This is a genomic window from Bacillus sp. Medicinal_06 (genome assembly GCF_056711665.1).
Window position 1 is genome coordinate 436,233 of the sequence record NZ_JBWYHD010000001.1, and the last position, 23,463, is coordinate 459,695.

Consider the following 23,463-nt stretch of genomic DNA (forward strand, 5'->3'; position numbering starts at 1 on the left):
TCGAAGCAATGTAAAAAAGCTAGTTTTATACTAGCTTTTTTACATAATAACTATAGTGATAATCATTCGTTTTCTATGCATCTAATTACATTTCCCCATTCTTCACATGAAAGATTTAACCTTTTATATGTAAATAACGTCGTACAAATGTTTTCAATCATTGATGGATTATTTCGTAAAAAATCCTATCTTAATACTCTCGGTATATCATACATTTTATACTCCTTACTTTCCTGGATAATCCCATCAACTTCTCTTTCACAAATTCCCCTTACTAAATAATCTGCTCTTAATTCTTCGCATACCTTTTTAAACGCTTCATTATGATGTTTCAATTGAAGTAAACAAACGATATACGTACGAAACAAATCATCATTCCGATTACAACATCTCATTATATTTTCTACTTCACCCATAATTTTTTAGCCTTTTCCTGTATTTCTAAAAGCCACTTTTCACGTTTTGTTTCCTTACTTGTTTTTACAGACTGAAAAGCAGAACGTTTTATTTGACGTATACCGCAAAATCGTAAAATCCCCTTTTTCATAATCACCCAATCAGCAGAGCGATATAAGAGTGCCACGTACCATAACGGTGAATCTAAAGTATTAATAACCCACGCTGTTTTCCCTATAAGCAATCCTTTCGGCATTACCCCTTCATATTTATATGCAAACCCAGCAACAAAAACGCGATCAATAAATCCTTTTAAAATAGCAGGCATGCCCCACCACCATGTTGGATAAATAAAAATAAAAGAGTCTGCTTCTTTGACCAAATTTCTATATCTCTCAGTTTCTTCTTCATATACTAAATCCCGTCTTCTCTTATCTTCATTAAAAATAAGCACTGGATTAAATTGTTCCTTATAAAGGTCAAGCAATGTAACAGAATGATGCGTCTCTTGAAGTCCTTTTTGCACATGTTCTAAAATGGATGCATTGAAACTAGATGGATTGGGATGTGCATATATGATGAGTATATTCATCTCCAAACAACACCTTTCCTTATATTCCCTTTTGACTCCCAACGGTTTGCATGATATTCTAATACATGTCAAGTGGCAAGCCCATTTGACAAACCAACTGACACCTACTCGGCGGAGGTGTCTCTTTTCGTTTCTAGCCGAATGAAATGCCTCTTTCAGGGCATATTCAACTTTTGACACTACACACTCAACACCATTCCCTTGTATCAGGCTGCTTCTGCAGTCTTTTACTCTACATACAATTTGAATTTTTAGATAAATTATAACATAAAAAAAGAGAGCTTAGCTCCCTTTTCTCGCCTTATAGTATACCCCTCTTTCAGCATAGTGGTATTCATCATTAGCTAAAGTAATTTTCCCATCCAGTTTCAATTCGTCTAATAACCTTGATAAATAAAATTGGTGTAACATTTTTTTCGTGAATTTTCCTTCATGATGCGAAACGATATGTTCTTGAATATCTAATAGTGATATGGGTTTATCTTGTTCCATCATATATTCATATACTGCATTACGCAGCTTTACGTATTTTTCAAGTGTCACAGTACAATTGCAACCCCTTTCTTCTTATGTTGTTGTTTTTGGAAGAGGTTTTTTTACAATAAAAAAACCTCTTCGATAAGAAGAAGTTACGTATATATCTTCGTCTTATCTCCCAGAACAAATATGTTCTGCTGGAATTAGCACCTGCATCGCGGTTGCTGGGTTTCATCGGGCCAGTCCCTCCACCTCTCTGGATAAGAAAATATTCACTTTATATCTTACTATAGCTATTTTTATTATAATTGTCAAACAACATACAATAAGTTATATTTTCTTTCCTAACGCCCATACTAAAATTGTATGTAAAAAAGGAGGAATTTATGATGGATAAAAATGCCCGCGGATACGTTCAAGATTCATTCCATTCATTGCAAGAAGCAAAGAATTGTTTAGAACATGCATTACAAACAGTCGAAAAGAGCGATAATCGGGAGCGAATCGAACAATCCCTACAAGCTGTGGAAGATGCGTTACAAAAATGTAATCAAACGGTTAATATTTTAGAACAAAAATAAATATTGCCCACCTCTTTAAGAGATGAGCAATATCTCAAATGGCATACGACAACAGTATTGCCGTCACAATTAAAAAATATACAGAATTAACGATTTCTAAAACTCCAACTTTTAATATAGATATTTTTTTACCATACAATACGATTGCACGAACTAGGCTCGGTATAAATACAAGAGACAGCCATGGATTTACTACGAAAGAAGCGATGATTAAGAAAATATGATATCCCCATGAAACATAACGATAAGTAGGATTATTCTTTTCACGTATCATTGTTTTCACATAAAATGTACTACCTAAGAAATAAAGGAAAGAAACAGCCGCAATCCACCATGCCGTCCCATCAATTGTCTTCATCGAAAAATAATAACTAATCAAACCACCAATGCAAAAAACAAGTATGGCACAAATATCATTTGTTAATGCTCGTTCCTTTTTTTGACGGGCAAAGTATATATTTACGATAAAGAGTGGAATCATCGTAACCGCGAACAAAAGAATTCTCCATTCATATAGTAAAGATACAATCCCGAAAACACATGCAATAACAAAATAAATAATTGCTGCATGTAAAAATTCTTTTTTTCGTGTTTGCTTCATGTACATTAAAAATGGATACGTTGCTAAATAGATAAATAACCAAGCGATAAAGAGTGGAATATGGTAAACTGTATGTTTACCAAGTAGAACACTAAGTAGAAATGGAATCAGCAGCATTCCCCATGCGCCATGCTGCTTTGGAACAACTAGCTTCATGAATATTACATCTCCTCTTTGAAAACCTTTCTCATTTCCTATTATATAAAAAGTTCCATCCGAAAGTTGAATATATTAAAACAATTTTTTGACATTTTCCAAACCAAAGTATCATTATAAAAAAATGCTTCTCACCAATGGTAAGAAGCATGAAAGAGGCAAACGAATATGTAAGTCGCGATCCTACGTTATATTCTTATGCTTTATGATATATGCTTATGCTTTGTTTCCTTGATATACTAGCTCGTTATCATCTAAAATCCCATATTTCTTTTTAAATCTCATAAGAATTCGGATCCATGATGAGCTAAACAAAACAAGAAAAATTACATTTGAAAGTGCATGAGCGAAATCAAAGTAAAAACTTGCAGCGTAGTATGCCATAAAGTCTTTCCATGTTAATCCTTCTAAAAAGCCAAGTATCCCCCACAAATTCATAATCCAGCCAAAAACAAAACCGGCTATGAACCCATAGATGACTCTTCCCCATAACTTTCTCATAATAAATGTATTTCGTAGCAAACCAGCTGTAAAACCTATCATTCCCCAAGAAAACATTTGCCAAGGTGTCCAAGGCCCTTGTCCTAAAAATATATTAGATACAAGTGCTGCCGTTGCGCCAATAATAAAACCTGTCTCACTTCCAAAAACAATTGCAGATACAATAATAATAAAAGAAGTTGGTTGTACACTCGGCATAAGAGAAAATGGTACACGACTCACTGCTGCTATGGCTGCTAAAACAGCTACAATAACGATTTCACGTGAAACAAATGCTTTCCTTTCAAATCGTATATAAAAAGGTAACATAATAATGAACAATAAAAATAAACTACACCAAATAAAATATTCATCTGTTACAAAGGAAGTAAACAGAAGTGTACTTATTATAAGAAGAAAAATAAGCGTTATGAGAGCAACATATCGTTTGGACACACTTGATACACATCCTCCCATGTTAATGCATAAGGTAATTGCTTGCGAATAAAACGATTAATAGATGTTGTATAAAAGAAATTATCACTAAAGAATTTCTTTGGCGCATCATCCATAATAACTTTCCCATCAAATAACATCATGCAATGATCCACATATTTCGCTGCAAATTCAATGTCATGTGTGGCCATCACAATTGTTGTTCCTTCCTTTTGTAACGCTTGAAACAGTTCGCCTAATCTTTCCTTTTTCTCTGGATCCAGCCCTTTTGTTGGTTCATCTAATAATAATAATTGGGGCTTAGATAACAAGGCTGTGCATAGTGCGATTAACTGTTGTTCTCCCCCGCTACAATCATGTGGATGACGATTGCGAATGGAATACAGCCAAAATCGGTTTAACATCTCTTCCGCAATTTCTTTCCCTCTATCACCATATAATTCATTTGCTCTTTCAAACACTTCATCCCACACCGTCTCAAATGTAAAATGATAATAGGGATGTTGTGATACAAATCCGATTTTTTCAAATCGTTCCTTGGACTTCATTTTATGAATTTCCGTTCCGTTCCACCGCACCTTTCCTCTTCTAGCTTTGTTTAATCCTGCTAATATAGTTAAAAGTGTTGATTTTCCTGTACCATTTTTTCCAACAAGCGCAGTCCACTTTCCTTGTTCAATCGATAGCGTTAAATCTTGCAAAATAAACGGACTATTTTTTTCATATTGAAAAGATATATGTTTTGCTTGTAGCATCACTTCTTTTGTTTCTGCCTGTGATATAGCCGGTACTTCATATTCGATTGGTAACTCGGAATGAATTTGTGTTTGCGCCTCCCTTACCGTAAATGGAATTTTCTCTATACCCCATTCTAAAAACAACCTTGGAATTTGAGGGATAAACGATCGAGATTCTTCTAGTGCCCACATTTTCGATATAACATGTTGCGGGATTCCATCATACATAATTCTCCCTGCATCCATAAACACAACTCGAGTTGCTAATGGAATGACTTCATCTAAACGATGTTCGCTCATGATAATTGTAATTCCAAGTTCTTCGTTAATCCGTTTTAATAATCCTAAAAAATCTTTTGCGGCAATTGGATCAAGTTGCGCTGTCGGTTCATCAAGAAGTAACAATTTAGGCTGCAGCACAAGAACCGCCGCTAAATTAACGAGTTGTTTTTGTCCCCCTGATAATGTGTGAACAGACTGGTGTAATAAATCTTGAAATCCTAAAAAGCTAATTAACTCAGCAATTCTCTTTTGGATGACTTTTGTTTCTAGACCAACATTCTCAAGAGAAAATGCCAATTCTTGAATAACCGTATCCATTACAAGTTGATTTTCAGGGTTTTGAAATACCATTCCGACTTCTTGCGCTGATAATAAATCAGGCATCTCGAGTAAAGAAGCTCCATTATAATACATACTACCTGTGCGCTTTCCAATCGGAAGTAACTCTTTCTTAAAATGTTTCAAAAGCGTTGTCTTACCACATCCTGAACGTCCAGCTAGCACAATAAATTCACCTTGAAAAACCGTTAACGAAACATCTGTTAATGCTTGTACATTTTCATCTGCATACGTAAAAGCTAAGTCTTTTATTTCTGCATGCGCCACCATAACCATTCCCTCCCTTCCATTTGGATTGGTAAACTAATAAATAGTAAAAATAACACGAATAGTATCCCATCATATTGCTGAAATGCAAGTGATTCCACTCTTGGATAGATTGATAATTTGCCAGCGCCGTAATAATTGAGCACAAAACTGCTTAGTAATAAAACCACTAAAGACGCAAGTATATACCAATCTTGGCTCCCCATGCGATACCGTATATACGTACTACGCTTTGTCACTCCAAACCCACGCGCTTGCATGGAATCTGCAGTTTGTAATGCATCTTCTAAAGAACAAACAAGTAACACCTGCAAAAGTTTCATTCCATTTTTGATTCTCCCGATGAATGAGCCTGAATCTAATTGAACACCTTTTGTTTTTTGAACTAGTGTAATTTGTCTTAAGCGCCGGATAAATAAAGGAACAAAACGCACCGTGATCATTGTCAATAGCGCAACTTTCGGTGAAACTCGTGAAAACAAGTACAAAAATTTATGACTTGAAATAATATCATTGTAAGAAGTAAATGTGAACATAATAGCAAGTAACGATAACCCCATGATGAGTCCATACATGCATGCTTCTAATGTAATTCGATTATCTCCTAAGCGAAATAATGTAGTGGCTCCCCTATGTGTTAGCAAAGGATTTAGCACGATAACCATCAAAAAGAAAATGAACGTACTTGGCAACATCCTTCTTATTCTCTCGCCATTTCCTTGCATAACGTTCAATAACACCATCATAATAATAGCACCCATTAAAAAAAGAGGGTGAAGACACACCATACATAGTATCATCACCCCAATATAATAGAAAAAATTCACAAAAGGATGTAAAGAAGAAAAGATAATTTTCATAACCTTTACCTAAAACCCTTCCCTAATTTGATACATACACCCATTCGATTTTATCTCCTGGTTTCACTTTATATGCACCTGCACTTCGGTTTGGAAAAGTACCATTTACACGATACTTCCATCCACTTTTTGGCCCTCTGTCAAATTCATATAAATCATTGATTCCTTTTACATATTTACTATTTCCTGATCCAGTTGAATCAATCTCCAATCCCGTACCTTTTAGTACATCAAAAACTGTAGGCTCTCCTTGAATATCTACTTTCTTTGCACCTAATACATAACCTTGATCACCACGAACAGAAATCGTAACTTGCTGGGCCTGTGGTGTTGGTGTTGGCTTTGGTTCTGGTTTTGGCACTACTGGTTTCGGTTCTGGTTGTGGTGCTGGCTGTGGCTCTAACTTAGGTTCTGGATCTTTCGGATATTCTTGCTTTGGCGTTTCTTTCGGCTGGTTAACGACTTTAGCCTCTTCTTTTACTTCTGTTTTTTCTTCTGTCTTTGTTTCTGGCGCTTTCTTTACCTCAGCGTTTTCTTGCTGTGTTTTTGGTTGTTCTGGCGCTTTTTGCTGAGCAGGTGGTTCTTGGTCTTTTTTCTCTTCTTGTTTTACTTCAGGTTGTTCTTGCTGTTTTTGTTCTTGATTATCTTTTGGCTGCTCTTGCTCTTCTGGTTGCTTTTGCTTAGCAACTGGTTCTTGCGATTCTTCCTGTTTACTTTCTTCTTTTATTTCTTCTTGTTTTTCCTTATCTTTTTGTTCTATTTGCTTTGATACCACTTGTTGCTCAGATTTTGATTCATTTTGACTACATCCAACAAGCAATCCAAATGAGAGAGCAAATGAGAGTAACCACTTCATCAGACTCATGTTTTCCTCACCTTTCCTAATAAAATTAGGAGCAAATCATTGCTCCTAATTTTCGTTAAGCTGCTTTTCGTCTCCATAAAACATATGCTGAAGCGATGCATAATACGCCCATTCCTACTGGCATAGCATTATCCCAGGCAGACGCTCCTGTTTTTGGTAATTGACGGTTTATTGCAGTTTTTTCATTATTTATTGTTTTGTCTTTTATAACAACACGAGAGTTCTCATCATGTATTTGTTCCTGCGGTTTTTGAATCACTTCTTGCTTTTCAATTACCTTTGGTTCATCTACTACAGGTTTTTTCGGCTCTTCAACTGAAGTTTTATCATTTCCAGTCAATGGATTTGTCCAATCATATATAGAGCCTTTTCCATCTACAAATGCCTTATATTGAACAAGTGCTAAAAATGCTTGTTCAGTAGCCATACCATTACCTTCTTCATCGTTTGGTAACCATTTAAATTCACCATTTGCAAGTTGATATGACAGTAAATTGTGAACTGCATTTACATGATTTTTAGTGAACGCTTCACCAGTTGGATCGATTCCTGTAATAGCAAGTCCAATAATCGCTTGCGAAACACTGTTAGAATTTTCTTGACCATCAGCTTCAAATCCACCAGTGCTTAATTGTTTATTTGCTACATACTGCACTGCTTTGTCTAAAGCTTGTTTTACCTCTGGTTGTTTTTGATATGGTGCCAACGCTGATAAAACCATACCTGTTACATCAATATTACTAGCTTCTTCCTTACTACTTTCAACATTATATGTCCATCCACCATCTGTATGCTGCGCATTTAAAATCTCTTTTACTAAAGCAGCGCGATTCCATTTCGCTCCAGCTGGCACTTCGTATTTTTTCGTATCAAGTGCAAGTAAAGCAAATGTATAACCAGTAACAGAATTTAGTTTTTCAGATTGGTACACTTCTTGTACTAAATTTTCCCCTGCAACATTCGTTGGATTTCCATTCACTGCTGACACTGCTAAAATTGTTCTTGCTATATCTGTCGCAGTAAATCGATTCATACGCTTTTCCACTGTTTGTGTTAAAGATTGTAAATAACTAATCTTTGTTTCCGTTGGAATATTATATCCTGAACGAGCAAGTGCAATAGCTACCCAATCACTATCAATTCCATCTTCCATCATCTTTTGTGATGTTTTAGCAATCGCTTGATCTAATTGTTTCATTAATAATTCATTTTTAATTGGTTCTTTCAACTCATTAGGCTTTTGCTCTTCTGGTTTTTGTTCCTCAGGCTTTTGACCATCTGGCTTTTGCTCTTCTGGTTTTTGTTCCTCGGGTTTTTGACCATCTGGCTTTTGCTCTTCTGGTTTTTGCTCCTCAGGTTTTTGGCCATCCGGCTTTTGCTCTTCTGGTTTTTGCTCCTCAGGCTTTTGACCATCTGGCTTTTGCTCTTCTGGTTTTTGTTCCTCAGGCTTTTGGCCATCTGGTTTTTGTTCCTCAGGCTTTTGCTCTTCTGGTTTTTGTTCTTCTGGGTTAGTTGTATCTGGATCTTTTTTACAAGTTCCAATCTTATCGAGCACCTGTTGCAATGTTTCTGTACTCATGTTGTTCCAATCTACAACAAAACGAAATGCAACAACATCTCCAGATTCTAATGTATAACTATCTGCCCCTACCATGGCAGCTTTATCATTTACATCATATGTCCATCCACTTGTATCACCAGCCATTAAACCATCAATACCTTTAACATAGATACCATATTTCGTATTTTCAGCTGTTACTTTCGTCCCCATAACTTTTTGTAACAAACTATAGGCTGTTTCCCCATCTTCAATTGACACTTCTTTCGGACATAAAATAACTCCTTTTTGCGATTCCCCAATGATCGCAAGTGTTGCTGTTTTACCTTCAGCAAACGTAATATGTACAGTATTTGTGAATGAAACAAATACTAATGCAACTGCCATTATCGACGTAAGCAGCCATTTTTTTATCATTGCCATTTCCGCTTATTCCTCCCCTTGCTTACTTATACAGAAAAAAGACCCTTTAAGGGCATGTAATAGCAGCACTGCTTATTAGGCGTACTACACAAAAGAACGCAACACCTCCCTTTGTCTAAATAAGTAGCGATTGGATTTGTATAGGAAAGATTATTCGGCTTATGAATGCAATATTGTGATAACATTCACTTACAATGACACTTCAAATTCCATTTCCACTCATTTTCTTTTAAAAGTTGTCAAAAAAACAATACACCTATACATTTATCACATTACAAATTTCTGTATTATTTTACTATTGACACAAGAATTTGTCTATGCTTTATCGGATTTATTTTCTAAGAATAATAGATTATTATATGCTATATATGTATGTTAATCATGAATACGCTTTTCACATACAATAATGCCATCTTCATCCGCGTACACATAGTGATTGGGAACCCATTCAATCCCTCCAAATTGTAAAGGAATTGCTGTTTCTCCTTTTCCTTCTTTTATACTTCTCTTCGGCATTGTACCTAATGCACAAATACCAATATCTATGTTTCGTAGTTCCTTAGAATCGCGAACATACCCATATACGATAATACCTGCTAAATTCCGCTCTTTTGCTATATTTGCCAAGTTGTCTCCAAGTAATGCACAGTTTGTCGAAGCCCCTCCATCAACTACTAAAACGGTTCCCTCTGGTACAGTTTGCAGTGCTTCCTTTACTAATACATTATCATCTTTCACTTTAACAGTCGCAATCTTCCCTTGAAATTGTTCTTTCATACCGTACGACTGAAACATGGGCTGACATACTTGTACTTCTTTTTCAAAGGCATCACAAAGATCAGTTGTTTTCCACATCTTTTTCCCTCTTTTCTTTTTAGTATATGTTACATATTCTTGTCGTTTCACATTTCACCTGTCTTATATTGCAAAATTTTGTATACTATAGTTTTCCCTCCTGCATAATATTTCAAATTCTGTACATACTATATAAAGGCTGGTGAACAGCTTTAATCCAATTTGTAGTACCTATAATCTTTTCTCCCTTTCCCTGGGGCAGAGCAGTTAGCTTTTGCTAGCTGCTCTTTTGTTTTAATTTCAACCGAGAAGACCCCTTCTCTAAACCAAGTGTAGGTGGGGGTAGTTCAATAAAAAGCTAGTTAACCTCTTTGTACTTTCTAATCATCAATGCTGAGAGTAGTCATGAATGAATATGACAACCTTTCCTTGTAATATTCTTTTATAAAAGAATAAGGGTGTGACAATGTTGAATAGAAAAAACGATCAAATTGTTATTTATATAATAAAAGGCTCAACAATAAAAAAATTTTTAATCTTAGATTTAGTTACTGGAACAGGAATTTATTATGTAGTTAAATTTATTTCTTCAAGTGTATTAATTGCACTTATTGGCAGCATTATGGGAACCGAAGGCATTAAGAAGATACCGAAATTCCAAAATAATACGAATTAAACTCGAGTACCTATCTCCACTACCTTCAATCCGTTAAAAGATTGGATTCTCTCAATTTAAATAATAAAAAGAGCCAAATGGCTCTTTTTATTCATTCCAGTTCATAGGTCTATCCTATCTCCAACTCGATCATCGAAATTAGCAATATGCTACTCAACTACAATATCGTGTAGTTCAAAACGAATGATTTTTTTCAAGTCTTCTAATCCCAACTCAACTTGATATCCTATCTTCCCTGCACTAAAAATGATAGTTTCAAATTCAGTAGCACTTTTATCAATGACAGTTTGAAAAGATTTTTTCATTCCAATCGGTGAGCATCCCCCATGAATATAACCAGTAAGCGAGAGTAAATCTTTTGATTTCAGCATACTGATTGATTTTTCCCGAACGCTAGCAGCTGCTTTTTTCAAATCTAATTCTTTGTTTACGGGTACAACAAAAACATAGTGCTGTCCTGATTTCCCCATGGTTACTAGTGTTTTAAATACTTGATTGGGAGATTGTCCTAATACTAACGCAACATCAATTCCACTAATCGCATCAGTATCTGCATAACTATAATGCTTATAATCGATTTTCTTCTTATCTAACAACCGCATGACATTGGTTTTGTATTCCATCGTGATAAATCCTCCTGCAATAAATTTATATGTACGATTTCATATAGGAATTGAGACGAAGATGTTAAAAATATAATTTCAAATACATTAATATTGTATCTTACTTTGGTATTTTTTCACAAGGAATGACAAACATATCCTATAACTCACACTGTTTATATACGTTATAATTCATTCATTGGTTAATCTTATTTTTATTTTCAAAAAACATTGATATTTCAAAAATCATTGATATTTCAAAAATCATTTGTTATACTTTTGAAAAAACTTAAGGAGAGACTTGATATGTGTAATTTTAATACTTCTTTCCAACTTCATCATCATACATAACGCCGTGTATCCGAAGAATTTTTTTCTTCGTGGGTACAGGGCTTTTCCTGTTACCCACGAAGCGTTCATAAAGCTATGTGGGTATTTTTATACCTGCATAGCTTTTTTTAATTTAAAAAGGAGTGATTCAAATGGATGTAAGGAATGTAAAAGGAACGAAAGATTATTTGCCCGAGGAACAGTTGTTACGAAATAAAATTAAACGGACTTGTGAAGAAACTTTTGAACGATATGGCTGTAAACCACTTGAAACACCTACTGTGAATATGTGTGAACTTATGGCCTACAAATATGGCGGCGGTGCTGAAATTTTAAAAGAAATGTATACATTACGCGATCAAGGAAATCGCGAACTCGCACTTCGGTATGATTTAACAATCCCATTTGCAAAAGTAGTAGCAATGAACCCTGATATCAGGCTCCCATTTAAACGCTATGAAATCGGAAAAGTCTTTCGTGATGGACCGATAAAACAAGGAAGGTTCCGTGAATTTATTCAATGTGACGTTGATATAGTTGGCGTAGAATCTGTTATTGCTGAAGCTGAATTAATGGCTATGGCCTTTGATCTTTTCAAAAATTTAAACTTAGATGTTACCATTCAATATAATAATCGTAAGTTATTAACAGGTATCCTTAAGTCAATTGAAATTCCAGATGAACAAACAAACGATGTTATTTTATCATTAGATAAACTTGAAAAGATTGGGATTGATGGCGTACGAAAGGATTTACAAAGCCGTGGAATCATAAATGACACTGTAGAGGTTGTTTGTAATACTGTTGAATCTTGCACAACATTAGAGCTTGATGAATTTAAACAAACTTTCTCCAATTCACTTGTTACAGATGGAATCGATGAACTACAGCAATTACAGCAATATCTACTCGCACTTGGTACCCAAAACAATACCATTTTCAATCCATTTTTAGCAAGAGGGCTTACAATGTATACAGGCACAGTTTATGAAATCTTTTTAGCAGATGGAAGTATCACTTCCAGTATTGGTAGTGGTGGACGTTATGATAATATCATTGGAGCCTTTCGTAAGGATAATGCCTCCTATCCAACAGTAGGAATTTCCTTTGGCCTAGATGTTATTTATACAGCTCTTGCGCAAAAAGAAACGGAATCTTCTTCTGTCGATATTTTTATTATTCCCATTAACACCGAAGTGGAATGTTTACGAATTACACAACAGTTACGTTTTAACAGTAACTTCAAAGTTGAATTAGAACTGACTGGGCGTAAATTAAAACGTGCGCTTAATTACGCTAACAAGGAAAGTATTCCATATGTGCTTATAATTGGTGAAAATGAAATCAGCACAGAAACAATCGTTTTACGAGATATGAAAAACAGTATTGAAAGCACCATTCCCCTATCCTGTATTGAAGATGGGACTTTAAAGGACTATTTATAAAAAAGGATCTACTAAAAAAGTTAAGCGGTTCTCGTTTGAAGTATCCGTAACTATAAAAGTAGGTATAATAGCAGAGCAATTCGCACATGAATGCGCTCTGTTTTTTTATTGTTGTATCAATGATTTGTATACGAAAAGCATTTTGATGAAGAACTTGTTTATATATACTTTTTGCAATGCGGATACCTCAAAAGAGAACCGCTTGCTAAAAGGTGGGCCACTTTTCTATACATAATCTTTTAGCTATAATTACAAATTTAGTTCACATAATAATTTTATAGTATTCTATTTTATTTATCTAAATAGCAAATTCGCTCTTCACTTGTTAAAAACTGAAACCATCTCTGCCGAAACTTAATTTGAGCTGCATCTGCGTATACATGTGCCTCCATTTTTAAAGCTTCTGGTATGGGTCTTGGATGCTGACTTTCTACTACCACTTGATCTTCTTGAAGAACTTTCAAACTATACCGGCTAAAAATTGTATGTAGAAACGGCATTTTTTTCGCAAAGTTTCTTCCTGCTAATCCAAAAATCATCGTTTCTTCTTCATCTATCGGTGTAAAAGTAACAAAATTAATAAACTTCTTGTTTACTCCTTCTAACGGCTTTAACAGCCATTGCTGAGGAAACTTATAACATAAATAGGCCTCACCATTTTTCAAGGAAAAGGCATCTAAATCACCTTCAATTTGCAATTCTTCTAACTCAGGATTCGTACCTTTCCCAATTGTATTCTTATGAACAAAACTTAAATGGACAACATCTAGTACACTTTCTACAACTCTTGTAAAGTGAGCATTCCAATTCGCTTTATACGTTGAAAATACAAAGCTTGTATCTTCAACTTCTTCAAATAGTTCCAATACCGGTAATTCCTCATCACTTACCTGGCAGTCTGGATATACCCAAATCAGTCCAGCTTTTTCAATTACAGGATAAGACTTCGTGTGTGCAAATTTCGGTATCGGTTTCGAAGGCTGAGATGGAATGCATACACAAGTACCTCCTCCATCGAACTCCCATCCATGGTATGCACATGTTACTCTCCCTTTTCTCATGGAACCTAAAGATAAATCTGCCCCTCGGTGCGGACAATAAGCCGCTATTGCTTGTATATTCCCATCTTTATTTCGAAATAAAACCAAATCCCTTCCTATTATTTTTTTCTTTATCGGTCGTCTCGTAACATCCTTTGAAAAACAGATAGCATACCAAGTACACGGGAACATGCGATTTATATTATCGTCCATATGTGCCTCCTCATCACCCTAAACTAGTATTTTCACATTGTATGTACATTCAAGTTTCAATAGACACAAATAAAAGAAGAAACCTATATTGTTTCTCCTTTTCACTATACGTTATTTCATTTAAGAAAGTTTGTTTAAAAGCTGATTTAAATCTTGCTTTGTTTTCGTCGTCAATGATTTGATCCGTTTCACATCTATTTTTTCTTTTTCAGCTGCGACAATTAAAGGGTACATACTTTGCCCAATCGTTTTATAATCAGTTGGATGAGTCGCTTCTAACTCTTTTTCGATTACATCCCATTTTTCATTAATTTGCTTTCCTAGCTTATTCACTGTATCTAGCTTAGGGTTGGCAGCTAATTGTTTATCTAAACTGTCAATAAGTTGTGCAACTGCTTTCACATTTGTTTTCACAGCCGCACTTTTATTTGTATCTTTCGTTGCAGTTTTTCCGTTCGTAGATTGTTCTGTTGCTTTTGAATTCGTTTCTTTTTCTGTCGTTTTTCCATTTGTCGCTTGCTCGTTAGTTTTAGCATTTGTTTCTTTTTCTGTAGATTTAGCATTGCTCTCCGTTCCAGACGATTCTTTGGAATTTTTGTGATCTTTTTCTGTTTTTTCATTAGTAGTTGTACTTGTTTCTTTCCCGTCGTTCTTTGTTGCAGATGTTTCATCAGCATTCGTTGTTTTTGCTTCTTCTTGTGCGTTCGTTTGTTCCTTTTTCGCTTGATCTTTTTCTGCAGAAGGACTACAAGCTGTAATGGAGAGCATTGTACCAATTGCTAGTGATGCAATCGTGATTTTTTTCATTTTCATAAAAAGCCTCCTATATTTACAATTTTATCCTCCCCTTTACGATTCTATTTTGCCATAAAAATCCCTTTTTGTTCTAACTCTCATCTTTCCGACAGAAATCTTCATATTGATATGCGATTTGACCAATTGTTTACATTTAATATTCGAGCTTTTTCTACCCGATCAACCTTTCTTAACATAAGAGAAGGAGAATATATTGTCATATCAAGAACTGTATTCTTTATATGACAATATATTCCCCTATCAAAAGCCGCTATTTACTGACAATCTATTTATTTTATATAAAAATCAATTCAATAATTATTTTTCACTTCATATTATTTCTCAACCTTTTTGTTAACATAATAAAATTATAAACTATTAATAGAATCCACCATTCGAATGAATGACTTGTCCCGTTATCCATTTTGCTTCCTTGCTTACTAAAAATTGTATGAGACGTGCTATATCTACAGGCTCTCCTATTCTTCCCGCTGGAAATTTGGTTACTAAATACGATTGAACTTCTTCTGTCATCCACCCTGTATTGGTCGGACCTGGGTCAACAGCATTTACAGTAATCCCTTTTTCCATAGCAACAGGTGCTACTGACTTAGTAAAAGCTTCAATTGCCCCTTTCGTTGCGATATAAGCAAGTTCATTTGGCATTGGACCTAACGATTGGCCAGATGTAAGGTTTACAATACTTCCACTTGTTTCAAGTGAATAATGATTAATAAATAGTGTACTTAGTAACATCGTAGCGCGCATATTTACCGTATAGTGCCTATCTAGTTGCTCTACATCAAGTTCTTCAACAGTTGTATCAGTGGAATAAGCAGCATTGTTAATGAGAATAGACGGCTCTCCTAATCGTTCTGATACCATATATAATAACCGGTTTGGTGCATACGATTGTGATAAGTTCACCTCAGCCATTTCACAACGCACGCCATAATTTTCAATTTCTCTTTTCAATAAAAATGGTTCTTCCTCATTCATACTCCATGGCATTGCCTTATCATACCTAGGCCAGTACGTGAAAAAAATATCGATGCCTTTTTGAGCAAGTGCCTTACAAATCGCTGCCCCAATTCCATTTAAACGTGTCGCACCTGTAACAATTGCTATTTTCGTCACTGGTTTATTCCCCCTATTCCGTAAAATAAATCCCCTGCATGTATGCAGAGGATTTATCGTGTTATTTAATATTCGCTAAAATGCGCTCTGCTCCTAACTGTAAACTACGTGTTACAATTACATTTATAATAATAAATGCGATTAATAAAATACTAAACATTCCCCACATACCGATGCCAAAGAAAAAGTATAATCCAACAACTCCAGCTACGATTACTAGATCCATCGCAATATTTGCAAGGAAATTCCATAAAGTTGTGTACCTGCTTTTAAACAACTTTTGCTCCGAATCCCAATGTATATCCGCCGTTTGAGCGTCCCAACGTGTACCAATTAAGTTTGTTAACCAAAGACCATTTGCACTTAGTAAAAACCATAGCAACATAAAGATTGGTGACACACCAGCAACAATTGTCATAATAAGACCAAACACAGCTAAAATTGTTATATTAATAAGCCATGCTGTAAATACTTTTGCAAAAAATATATCTGATGCCTTTACTGGTAAATAACGATTGATAAACCACGAACTCCCATCTCTAGAAAAAGATGTTGTGGCAATGACATTACTTCCCATTAAGAATAAACCTGCACAGAAACCGATGCCAAGAGCTAGACCAGACCATTCCGGTTCTTGTATAAACTTAGTTAACCACTTTAAGTTTCCCTCTTGTATGAAAAGTATAAAGAATAACATAATTGGCATCACAAAAGTTTGCACGATACAATTTATAAAAAATTGTGGTGTTCGGAATAAAATTTTAAACTCTTTTTTGACATAAGCTTTTATGTGTGAGCTTTGTACAGTTGATTTTTTTAAGTTTTCTGCTGAGATGGCCTCTTTTTTTGCAGTGCTCGTTGAAAGTCCGATAACTCCTTTTAAATACGTACGCTGTGCAACATAGAAAAACAATCCAAAAAATGCTAAGGAAATCGCTGCAAAAATTAGAACATATATAATTCCTTTCCAAGAAGCATTTTCTATTAACCCCATCGCACCAAAGTATGTTGTCGGAAAATAATTTGTCATCTGAACGAATAGAGACGATTGATTATCAGCAAAGTAATTTGCCATCATATCTCCTGATACTGCACTTTTGTTTCGCCACTGAATAAATACATTAATACCTACGACAAACAGTAAGGTTAATATTCCAATAAATATATTACTACGATCTTTATTCTTAGCTATATTTGTATAACGCATAATAACTGTCATTAAAAGTGATGCAAGTACTAGCGGGATAATGGGGAAAAATATGTAAATAAGTATTACATATAAATAGTACGTAATAAATGCACCACTTTGCACACCATATACAATAAAGATTGGAAATAAAATGAAAGATCCCATTACATATTGTGTAATTAATACCGTAATAAATTTTGCTGTAATGATCTGTGATGGTTGCAGTGGTAAAGGTAATAAAGTTTCAACATCATTATTATAATAAAATACTGTTAAAATGTTCGTAATACTAATTACAAATACCCATATGCTCGCAACAGCTAATCCCATTCCAATTATCGATGTTTCTTGTCCGATTGTTTTCATTCCAGCGTACATTCCATATGTAAGTGGACCGATAAATATAAAGCCAGCAAATAATAATGCTAGAAATGAAAATGCATACGCCCATCGTTTCTTCTTATCCGTTATGATATCTGCATAATTTAATTTCAATAATACTTTTGTTAATGTCCAAATTTTATTCATTTCCTGTCATCTCCAAGAACATTTTCTCAAGTGGTTCATCGGATTTAAAATGATCCCTCATTTCATTTAAATTACCTTGGAACTGCAAATTCCCCTTATTTATAATCGCAACTCGATCACATAATTTCTCAGCTACTTCAAGCACGTGTGTTGAGAAAAATACTATTTTCCCTTTATCTGCATGCTCTCTCATCATCTGTTTTAAAATAAACGCTGATTTTGGATCAAGCCCTGTCATTGGTTCATCTAAAATCCATACATCTGGATCATGCAGCAGTACACCAATAATAATAATCTTCTGCCTCATTCCGTGTGAATAACTTTGAATTTGATCCGACAAAGCATTATAAAGATCAAATCTCTTAGTCAACGATTGAATTTTCTCCTGCCGGATTGCATTGGGAACCTCGTACATATCAGCCATAAAATTTAAATATTCAATTCCTTTTAAACGTAAAAACATGTCTGGGCTATCCGGCACATACCCAAATGTTTTCTTTGCCTCTAAAGGTTCCTTTGTCACATCTTTTCCATTGATCGAAATTGTTCCTTTATCTATCGCATGTATACCCGTTACCATCTTAATTGTTGTCGATTTCCCAGCACCATTTGGCCCTAAGAACCCAAAAATTTCTCCGCTTGGTACTGTTAAACTTAAATCTTTTACTGCATATGACGAACCATTATAACTCTTTGATACATTGACAATCTCAATCATTTTATCCAATCCTTTCCTCAATTACCAATAAACTATATCTCTATTATAGCATACTTCTATTTTTAGATTTTTGTATTTTTCAGATTAAACAGATCGACAAAATGTATCAGTTTATTAAGAAAGGTTATTGTCCATATTTATTTTGATTTTCCGATCGTTTCACTTAATATTTGGCTAAAACCGCTTCTACGCAAAAACAAACGCTCTCGTTTTATATTGGTTTTTGATTATATATATCTAACCATTAAAATAAATATATAAACCTAGTCCAACAATTAAAACCACTGCTAATAAAAGATAAATCATTGTAAGCCTTGTAATATTACCTTTCGTTGCTTTACTATAATTTTCATCTCCATTTTTCCCGACTACTATTGTTCCAACAACTATTACTGCCACAATCATTAACATAATTAACATCCACTTAATCATACATTGCCCCCTCCCTTCCTCTTGCAACCATTTTACGATATTTTTACTGTTGATAACCTAATAATATTATCATTTTTCTGAATTTTAACTAAATATATAACCTTCATTCGTAGAGAAAGGAAGGTATAATCCTTCTTTACAACTCGCGCATAACGTTGCGAAAGCATTGAATGCTTTCATTGATGAAATTCAAAAAATCCCTCCTATTTATAGAGAGGGATTTTTATAAGAGTTACACGTATTGTTAAAAGTAATTCCTATCTAATCAACAAATATTTATTCAAGTCCCCTCAGTTCTCCTTCTCTCCTACAATCCTTATAATCTCAGTTAACTCACGAATTTCATATGTTGGTTGAATACCTATATGATTTTCCTTACCATTTGGATTAAACCAACAAGTATCAATCCCGTAATTTATTCCTCCTTGGATATCAGAAGTTAAAGAATCTCCTACAATTAACACTTCCGTTTTATCAGTAATCTTCAACTTAGAAAATGCATATTCAAAAACACCTTGGTCCGGCTTCTGAAACCCAGCTTCTTCTGAAATGATAAGATGCTCAAAGGTATTACAAAGAGGAGATTCCTCTATTCTGTTTTTTTGCACATCAGTAAATCCATTTGTTATAATAGCTAGCCTGCACCCAGTAAGACTGCTGCACAATTCTACAGCTCCCGGTACAAGATGTACTTCTTTTCCTAAGTATGTAAGATACACACTGTTAAATGTAGCCGCGTCAATCTCTAAGTTATGTTCTAAAAACAACCTTCTAAATCGTTCTACACCCAATTCTGATACAGTAGTAGTTCCCTGTTCTAAATCTCTCCATAATACTTTACTAATCTCTTTATAGCTGTTTTTATAATCTACTAGTCCCGTAGGTAATCCAAATTTTATAAAAGCTTTATGTAGTGCATTTTTTTCTGACATACTGAAATCTAATAATGTATCATCCACATCGAAGAATATAACTTTGTATTTCATAACTTCCTCCATTACGCATCTGCTGATTAATAAAAACAATCCTGTATTACTGACATAATACAGGATTGTTTGATTACTTCTCTTCTAATAACAATGTCTTCATATTTTCTAACTGGTCTTTTGTAAAACCAAGTCCTTTTTCAGCATAGTTTTCAATACTGCCAAATGTGCGTGTAATTTCATCAATTGCTGCTTGTAAATACTCCGCACGAGCTTCAAACATAGCTCCTAATATTTCTTTACTTTCCTCATTTTGCAGCTTCGCACCTAAAAAGGCCATCATTTTTTGATTTAACTTTTCACGGAATCCATTACTTAACAAATAGTCTTGCATAACCGTTTCTTCTGAAACACCAAGAAGAAGTAATAATAGTGCTGAACCAAATCCTGTTCGATCTTTTCCGGCTGTACAATGGTTCACTAAAGGTAAATTTTCCGGATTTTGAGCTAGTTGTAGAAAACGTAAAAATGCCTCATTCCCATCTACAAAACCTTTATTCATTTTTACTAAATACTCACCTGGTTTTCCAAGCATTGATAAATCCCCCACTTGGAAAAACTCATTAATATTTAAATCTTTCGCTATATCTTGCATAACTGGCAAACAAACTTGGCGAGCACCAGCAATGCTCGGATTTGGTTTATGCGTCACTTCGAAATCTGTTCGATAATCACAGATTAGTTTTAAACCAGACTGTTGTAAATAAGCAATATCCCAGTCTGTTAATCCTGCTAATTCTTCTGAACGATATAATTTCCCCCACTTTACTTTATGGCCATCACTTGTTTCATAGCCACCTAAATCGCGGAAATTAAACGCTCCTTGTAATGGCAAACGACGCTCAGCTACAGTAACTGCTTGTCCATTACTTGCTACTAATCGGAAATAAGGACGTACGTTAGGGCTAGGATCTTCTATTGTACATGAAGCTGCTTTAGTAGCGTTTAATAACAATTGTCCATTTTCTTCAATATGTTCTGATGAAGTACTCCAATAAATAGTAACTTCTCCTATTCCATCTTCCCATACTATATGTAACTTATTATCTTGATTTCGTTCTACACTTGCTTGTAACCAGTTTTTTTGTTGTGTCATAATTTCACCAATACTTTCTCTGTATAATCCATTAAATAAAGCAATACTCTATTTTATTTTATTACAAATGCATGGGTCCTGTCGTGACTATATTTATGACATTCTTTTGTCTATTCTTTGAAATTAAGAAAAGATTTCTTGTACTTTTGCGAATATTGTACATGGAGTACCACGAAATACGTAGGCAATCTGCTCGTCACCTAAATCTTGATATACAACGGTGCCACGCTGAGGATGGTTATAAAATTCTAATCCATTAATCATTTGCATTGGGCTATAATTTTGAGTCCACGAAGATACTGGATAATAATTACGCTTTACATGACGACACGCCCAAAGTGCATATAGTTGATTCTTTTTATCCCAGTACACATATTGTATTTCGTCATCTCTAAAACCAACCGATTCAAGCCGCCAATCATCTAGTGTTGTAATTGGTAACGATTCAAATTGCACTTCATTTGGTGAATACCACTTACTGCATCTACTTATTTCACCGTCAATTTGTACTCTTGCTTGAAAACTTAATTGATGAAACGGCTTATTTACATGTTTTTTTGCTTTTTCTAGATCTAATGGCTGGAAACCTTCTAAAAACTGCTCCATTTCTTGTTGCTGCACGAATCCTTCATCAATCGAAATTTCAACCTGCGTTTTCCATTTAGAGGTGACATAACTGACTTTCCCTTTATAATTTAATCCCCTCCAATATACAAGATGATTATACTGAAAACATTCACCTTGCGCTTGATAAATGCAGCTATCAGGAAATGTTGGTTCCATAATATCTAGAAAAAATTCTTTTACCCGAAACACTCCTGTTGGTGTAAAAACTTGAAACCAAAGTGTTTCCCATTTCTCTCCTTCTCTGCGCTCCGATACATTTTCAATATGCCACCCATCAAATAACACAGCTGGGTATAGTACAATCATATGTTGAAGATTTTGTTTTAACATAAGCAGCGCCCCCCTGTTGACTACTTCGAGAGAGGTTATGATTTATCCTTGCATGAGCAGGATTGTCTTTGAATATATAGAATACTAGGAAACAATGCATTACGAAAGCATAGAGGAGGAGGAGCTTTGGATATCACCACATTGCAACAACAATTGGAGCTCATTCAGCAAAATGACTATACACAGATGCAGAACATCGATCTTAATGAGTTAAGTTCCCATATGATTGGGCATATTGGAACGACCGATAGCTATGTACGTAATCAATTAATATATAAAAGTTTTGCACATTTTATTCAAAATGAATTTCTATCCCATGATAACTTAGAAACTTTGTTAACAACCTGTCTAAGTGACGATTACTTATATCAAGAAATCTCCTCTCCCAATACAGATGGAGTTTTCACTCGTTCTTATACCACTTTATTAATAGGACTAATTATACAGTTCGATAATTCTCACTCGTTCTTATTACAAGAAACTGTGCAAAACGTAAAAGAAAAGCTTATTACATATACGAATCTTGAAATGGATTATCGTGGCTATGTACAAGATAAAGGCTGGGCTCATAGCGTTGCCCATGTATCCGATGCTTTTAACGAACTGGTACACAGTGCGCATATTACCTGTTCCTGTTATGAAGAGATTGCTCATTGCTTATTAAATAAAATCTTCATTTATTCTACCGTATATCATAATAATGAAGATGAACGAATTGTAACTCCCCTCTTATCTATGCTTTATTATGACTTTCCAAGGGATCAACTTTTTTCGATTATCTATAAAAAAATAAAACGTTTAACACAGTTAAAAATTAGACTTTCTTGTCATGAATACTTTATATTATGTGCAAATGTAAAAACTTTTTTACGCACCTTGTTTTTCAGAACAAAAACAGACCCTAACCTTACTTCTGTAGCAAATCGAGCTGAAAAAATGTTAAGGGAATTACCGAAGTATTGTTAATTCTAAAGGAGAAAATGAAAATGGGATATATCGAAGACATACGAAAACTTGTAGGGAACCATCCGCTTATCATAACTGGTTCACACGTAATCGTTTTAAATAAACAAAATGAAATATTACTTCAGCTTCGCACTGATTTCAATATGTGGGGCATTATTGGTGGCGCTCTTGAATATGGAGAAACATTAGAAGAAGCTGCAAAACGAGAAGCATTTGAAGAAACAGGACTTATTGTAAAAGATTTAGAACTCTTTCACACCTTTTCAGGACCAAACTTGTTTCAAATATACCCAAACGGCGATCAAGTATTTGGTGTCATGGCAGTTTATATTTGCCAAAATTATGAAGGTGAGTTGCAATGTGACCGTACTGAATCAAAAGGATTGCGTTTTTTCTCATTGCATACACTCTCACATAATATTGGCGCTGTACCTAAAATGATTATTGATCAATTTCAGCAATCGATTGCAATGAAAACAGAAAAATAA

General features: G+C 34.7%; 24 protein-coding genes, 1 pseudogene and 1 riboswitch. Of the genes and pseudogenes, 5 read left to right on the forward strand and 20 right to left on the reverse strand.

Annotated features, from left to right (window positions below; all coding sequences use genetic code 11):
- Positions 1-62: 62 nt before the first annotated feature.
- The 3 genes and pseudogenes from AC1M36_RS02300 to AC1M36_RS02310 form a co-directional block, all read right to left on the reverse strand.
- A pseudogene (locus AC1M36_RS02300) lies at positions 63-416 on the reverse strand (group-specific protein).
- Positions 404-988 carry an NAD(P)H-dependent oxidoreductase gene (locus AC1M36_RS02305; protein WP_336452334.1) on the reverse strand — a complete coding sequence of 195 codons (585 nt, stop codon included), beginning with the start codon at positions 986-988 and terminating at the stop codon, positions 404-406. Before AC1M36_RS02305 ends, AC1M36_RS02300 begins: the two are co-directional and overlap by 13 nt.
- A gap of 282 nt (positions 989-1,270) precedes the next feature.
- Positions 1,271-1,531: a hypothetical protein gene (locus AC1M36_RS02310; RefSeq protein WP_420792352.1), complete on the reverse strand. Its 261-nt coding sequence runs from the start codon at positions 1,529-1,531 to the stop codon at positions 1,271-1,273.
- A gap of 102 nt (positions 1,532-1,633) precedes the next feature.
- Positions 1,634-1,732: riboswitch (SAM riboswitch) on the reverse strand.
- A gap of 122 nt (positions 1,733-1,854) precedes the next feature.
- On the opposite strand from AC1M36_RS02310, the gene AC1M36_RS02315 reads away from it, so the two are divergent.
- The gene (locus AC1M36_RS02315) at positions 1,855-2,046 is read left to right on the forward strand and encodes a hypothetical protein (RefSeq protein ID WP_336452335.1); all 192 of its coding nucleotides are present in this window, start codon (positions 1,855-1,857) and stop codon (positions 2,044-2,046) included.
- A 34-nt stretch (positions 2,047-2,080) separates the two neighbouring features.
- Here the strand turns inward: AC1M36_RS02315 and AC1M36_RS02320 are convergent, their stop codons facing one another.
- The 7 genes from AC1M36_RS02320 to rraA all read right to left on the reverse strand — a co-directional run bounded on the left by AC1M36_RS02320 (position 2,081) and on the right by rraA (position 9,925).
- Positions 2,081-2,803: a YwiC-like family protein gene (locus AC1M36_RS02320; RefSeq protein ID WP_431613183.1), complete on the reverse strand. Its 723-nt coding sequence runs from the start codon at positions 2,801-2,803 to the stop codon at positions 2,081-2,083.
- Between the two features lie 216 nt (positions 2,804-3,019).
- On the reverse strand, positions 3,020-3,739 hold the full coding sequence (locus AC1M36_RS02325) for an ECF transporter S component (protein WP_336452337.1): 720 nt from the start codon (positions 3,737-3,739) through the stop codon (positions 3,020-3,022).
- Positions 3,712-5,373: an ABC transporter ATP-binding protein gene (locus tag AC1M36_RS02330; protein ID WP_336452338.1), complete on the reverse strand. Its 1,662-nt coding sequence runs from the start codon at positions 5,371-5,373 to the stop codon at positions 3,712-3,714. Before AC1M36_RS02330 ends, AC1M36_RS02325 begins: the two co-directional genes overlap by 28 nt.
- Entirely contained in the window at positions 5,346-6,224 is an 879-nt protein-coding gene (locus AC1M36_RS02335) for an energy-coupling factor transporter transmembrane component T (RefSeq protein ID WP_336452339.1), read from the reverse strand. The genes AC1M36_RS02330 and AC1M36_RS02335 overlap by 28 nt, the downstream gene beginning before the upstream one ends.
- Before the next feature lie 22 nt (positions 6,225-6,246).
- Positions 6,247-7,089 carry a DUF4430 domain-containing protein gene (locus AC1M36_RS02340; protein ID WP_431613182.1) on the reverse strand — a complete coding sequence of 281 codons (843 nt, stop codon included), beginning with the start codon at positions 7,087-7,089 and terminating at the stop codon, positions 6,247-6,249.
- A 55-nt stretch (positions 7,090-7,144) separates the two neighbouring features.
- A complete protein-coding gene (locus AC1M36_RS02345) occupies positions 7,145-9,070 on the reverse strand; it encodes a DUF4430 domain-containing protein (protein ID WP_336452341.1) in 1,926 nt (641 codons plus the stop codon).
- Between the two features lie 375 nt (positions 9,071-9,445).
- The gene (rraA, locus tag AC1M36_RS02350; protein ID WP_336452342.1) at positions 9,446-9,925 is read right to left on the reverse strand and encodes a ribonuclease E activity regulator RraA; all 480 of its coding nucleotides are present in this window, start codon (positions 9,923-9,925) and stop codon (positions 9,446-9,448) included.
- 406 nt (positions 9,926-10,331) lie between these two features.
- On the opposite strand from rraA, the gene AC1M36_RS02355 reads away from it, so the two are divergent.
- Entirely contained in the window at positions 10,332-10,541 is a 210-nt protein-coding gene (locus AC1M36_RS02355) for a hypothetical protein (protein ID WP_336452343.1), read from the forward strand.
- A gap of 149 nt (positions 10,542-10,690) precedes the next feature.
- Here AC1M36_RS02355 and ybaK read toward each other — a convergent pair whose 3' ends face one another.
- Positions 10,691-11,164, reverse strand: a complete 474-nt coding sequence (gene ybaK / locus AC1M36_RS02360; RefSeq protein WP_336452344.1) for a Cys-tRNA(Pro) deacylase — start codon at positions 11,162-11,164, stop codon at positions 10,691-10,693.
- A gap of 461 nt (positions 11,165-11,625) precedes the next feature.
- Here ybaK and AC1M36_RS02365 point away from each other — a divergent pair, with 461 nt between their 5' ends.
- Positions 11,626-12,918 carry a histidine--tRNA ligase gene (locus AC1M36_RS02365; protein ID WP_336452345.1) on the forward strand — a complete coding sequence of 431 codons (1,293 nt, stop codon included), beginning with the start codon at positions 11,626-11,628 and terminating at the stop codon, positions 12,916-12,918.
- Between the two features lie 290 nt (positions 12,919-13,208).
- Here the strand turns inward: AC1M36_RS02365 and AC1M36_RS02370 are convergent, their stop codons facing one another.
- The 9 genes from AC1M36_RS02370 to AC1M36_RS02410 all read right to left on the reverse strand — a co-directional run bounded on the left by AC1M36_RS02370 (position 13,209) and on the right by AC1M36_RS02410 (position 22,009).
- Positions 13,209-14,171, reverse strand: coding sequence for an aromatic ring-hydroxylating dioxygenase subunit alpha (locus tag AC1M36_RS02370; RefSeq protein ID WP_336452346.1), 963 nt, complete (start codon positions 14,169-14,171; stop codon positions 13,209-13,211).
- Between the two features lie 120 nt (positions 14,172-14,291).
- Positions 14,292-14,984 carry a hypothetical protein gene (locus tag AC1M36_RS02375; RefSeq protein WP_336452347.1) on the reverse strand — a complete coding sequence of 231 codons (693 nt, stop codon included), beginning with the start codon at positions 14,982-14,984 and terminating at the stop codon, positions 14,292-14,294.
- Positions 14,985-15,344: 360 nt separating this feature from the next.
- Positions 15,345-16,103, reverse strand: a complete 759-nt coding sequence (locus AC1M36_RS02380) for an SDR family oxidoreductase (protein ID WP_336452348.1) — start codon at positions 16,101-16,103, stop codon at positions 15,345-15,347.
- Between the two features lie 61 nt (positions 16,104-16,164).
- Positions 16,165-17,820: a putative ABC transporter permease subunit gene (locus AC1M36_RS02385; protein WP_336452349.1), complete on the reverse strand. Its 1,656-nt coding sequence runs from the start codon at positions 17,818-17,820 to the stop codon at positions 16,165-16,167.
- Positions 17,813-18,538, reverse strand: coding sequence for an ABC transporter ATP-binding protein (locus AC1M36_RS02390; RefSeq protein ID WP_336452350.1), 726 nt, complete (start codon positions 18,536-18,538; stop codon positions 17,813-17,815). The genes AC1M36_RS02385 and AC1M36_RS02390 overlap by 8 nt, the downstream gene beginning before the upstream one ends.
- A 237-nt stretch (positions 18,539-18,775) precedes the next feature.
- On the reverse strand, positions 18,776-18,970 hold the full coding sequence (locus AC1M36_RS02395) for a hypothetical protein (RefSeq protein ID WP_241816601.1): 195 nt from the start codon (positions 18,968-18,970) through the stop codon (positions 18,776-18,778).
- A 290-nt stretch (positions 18,971-19,260) separates the two neighbouring features.
- Complete coding sequence (locus AC1M36_RS02400; protein ID WP_336452351.1) at positions 19,261-19,956, reverse strand: YjjG family noncanonical pyrimidine nucleotidase; 696 nt, start codon at positions 19,954-19,956, stop codon at positions 19,261-19,263.
- A 73-nt stretch (positions 19,957-20,029) separates the two neighbouring features.
- Entirely contained in the window at positions 20,030-21,052 is a 1,023-nt protein-coding gene (locus AC1M36_RS02405; protein ID WP_336452352.1) for a tyrosine-protein phosphatase, read from the reverse strand.
- A gap of 123 nt (positions 21,053-21,175) precedes the next feature.
- Entirely contained in the window at positions 21,176-22,009 is an 834-nt protein-coding gene (locus AC1M36_RS02410) for a hypothetical protein (RefSeq protein ID WP_431613181.1), read from the reverse strand.
- Positions 22,010-22,135: 126 nt separating this feature from the next.
- On the opposite strand from AC1M36_RS02410, the gene AC1M36_RS02415 reads away from it, so the two are divergent.
- Together AC1M36_RS02415 and AC1M36_RS02420 are read left to right on the forward strand one after the other, a co-directional pair.
- Complete coding sequence (locus AC1M36_RS02415) at positions 22,136-22,975, forward strand: DUF2785 domain-containing protein (RefSeq protein ID WP_336452354.1); 840 nt, start codon at positions 22,136-22,138, stop codon at positions 22,973-22,975.
- Positions 22,976-22,995: 20 nt separating this feature from the next.
- Positions 22,996-23,463 (forward strand): NUDIX hydrolase, encoded by a 468-nt coding sequence (locus AC1M36_RS02420; protein ID WP_336452355.1) that lies wholly within the window; start codon positions 22,996-22,998, stop codon positions 23,461-23,463.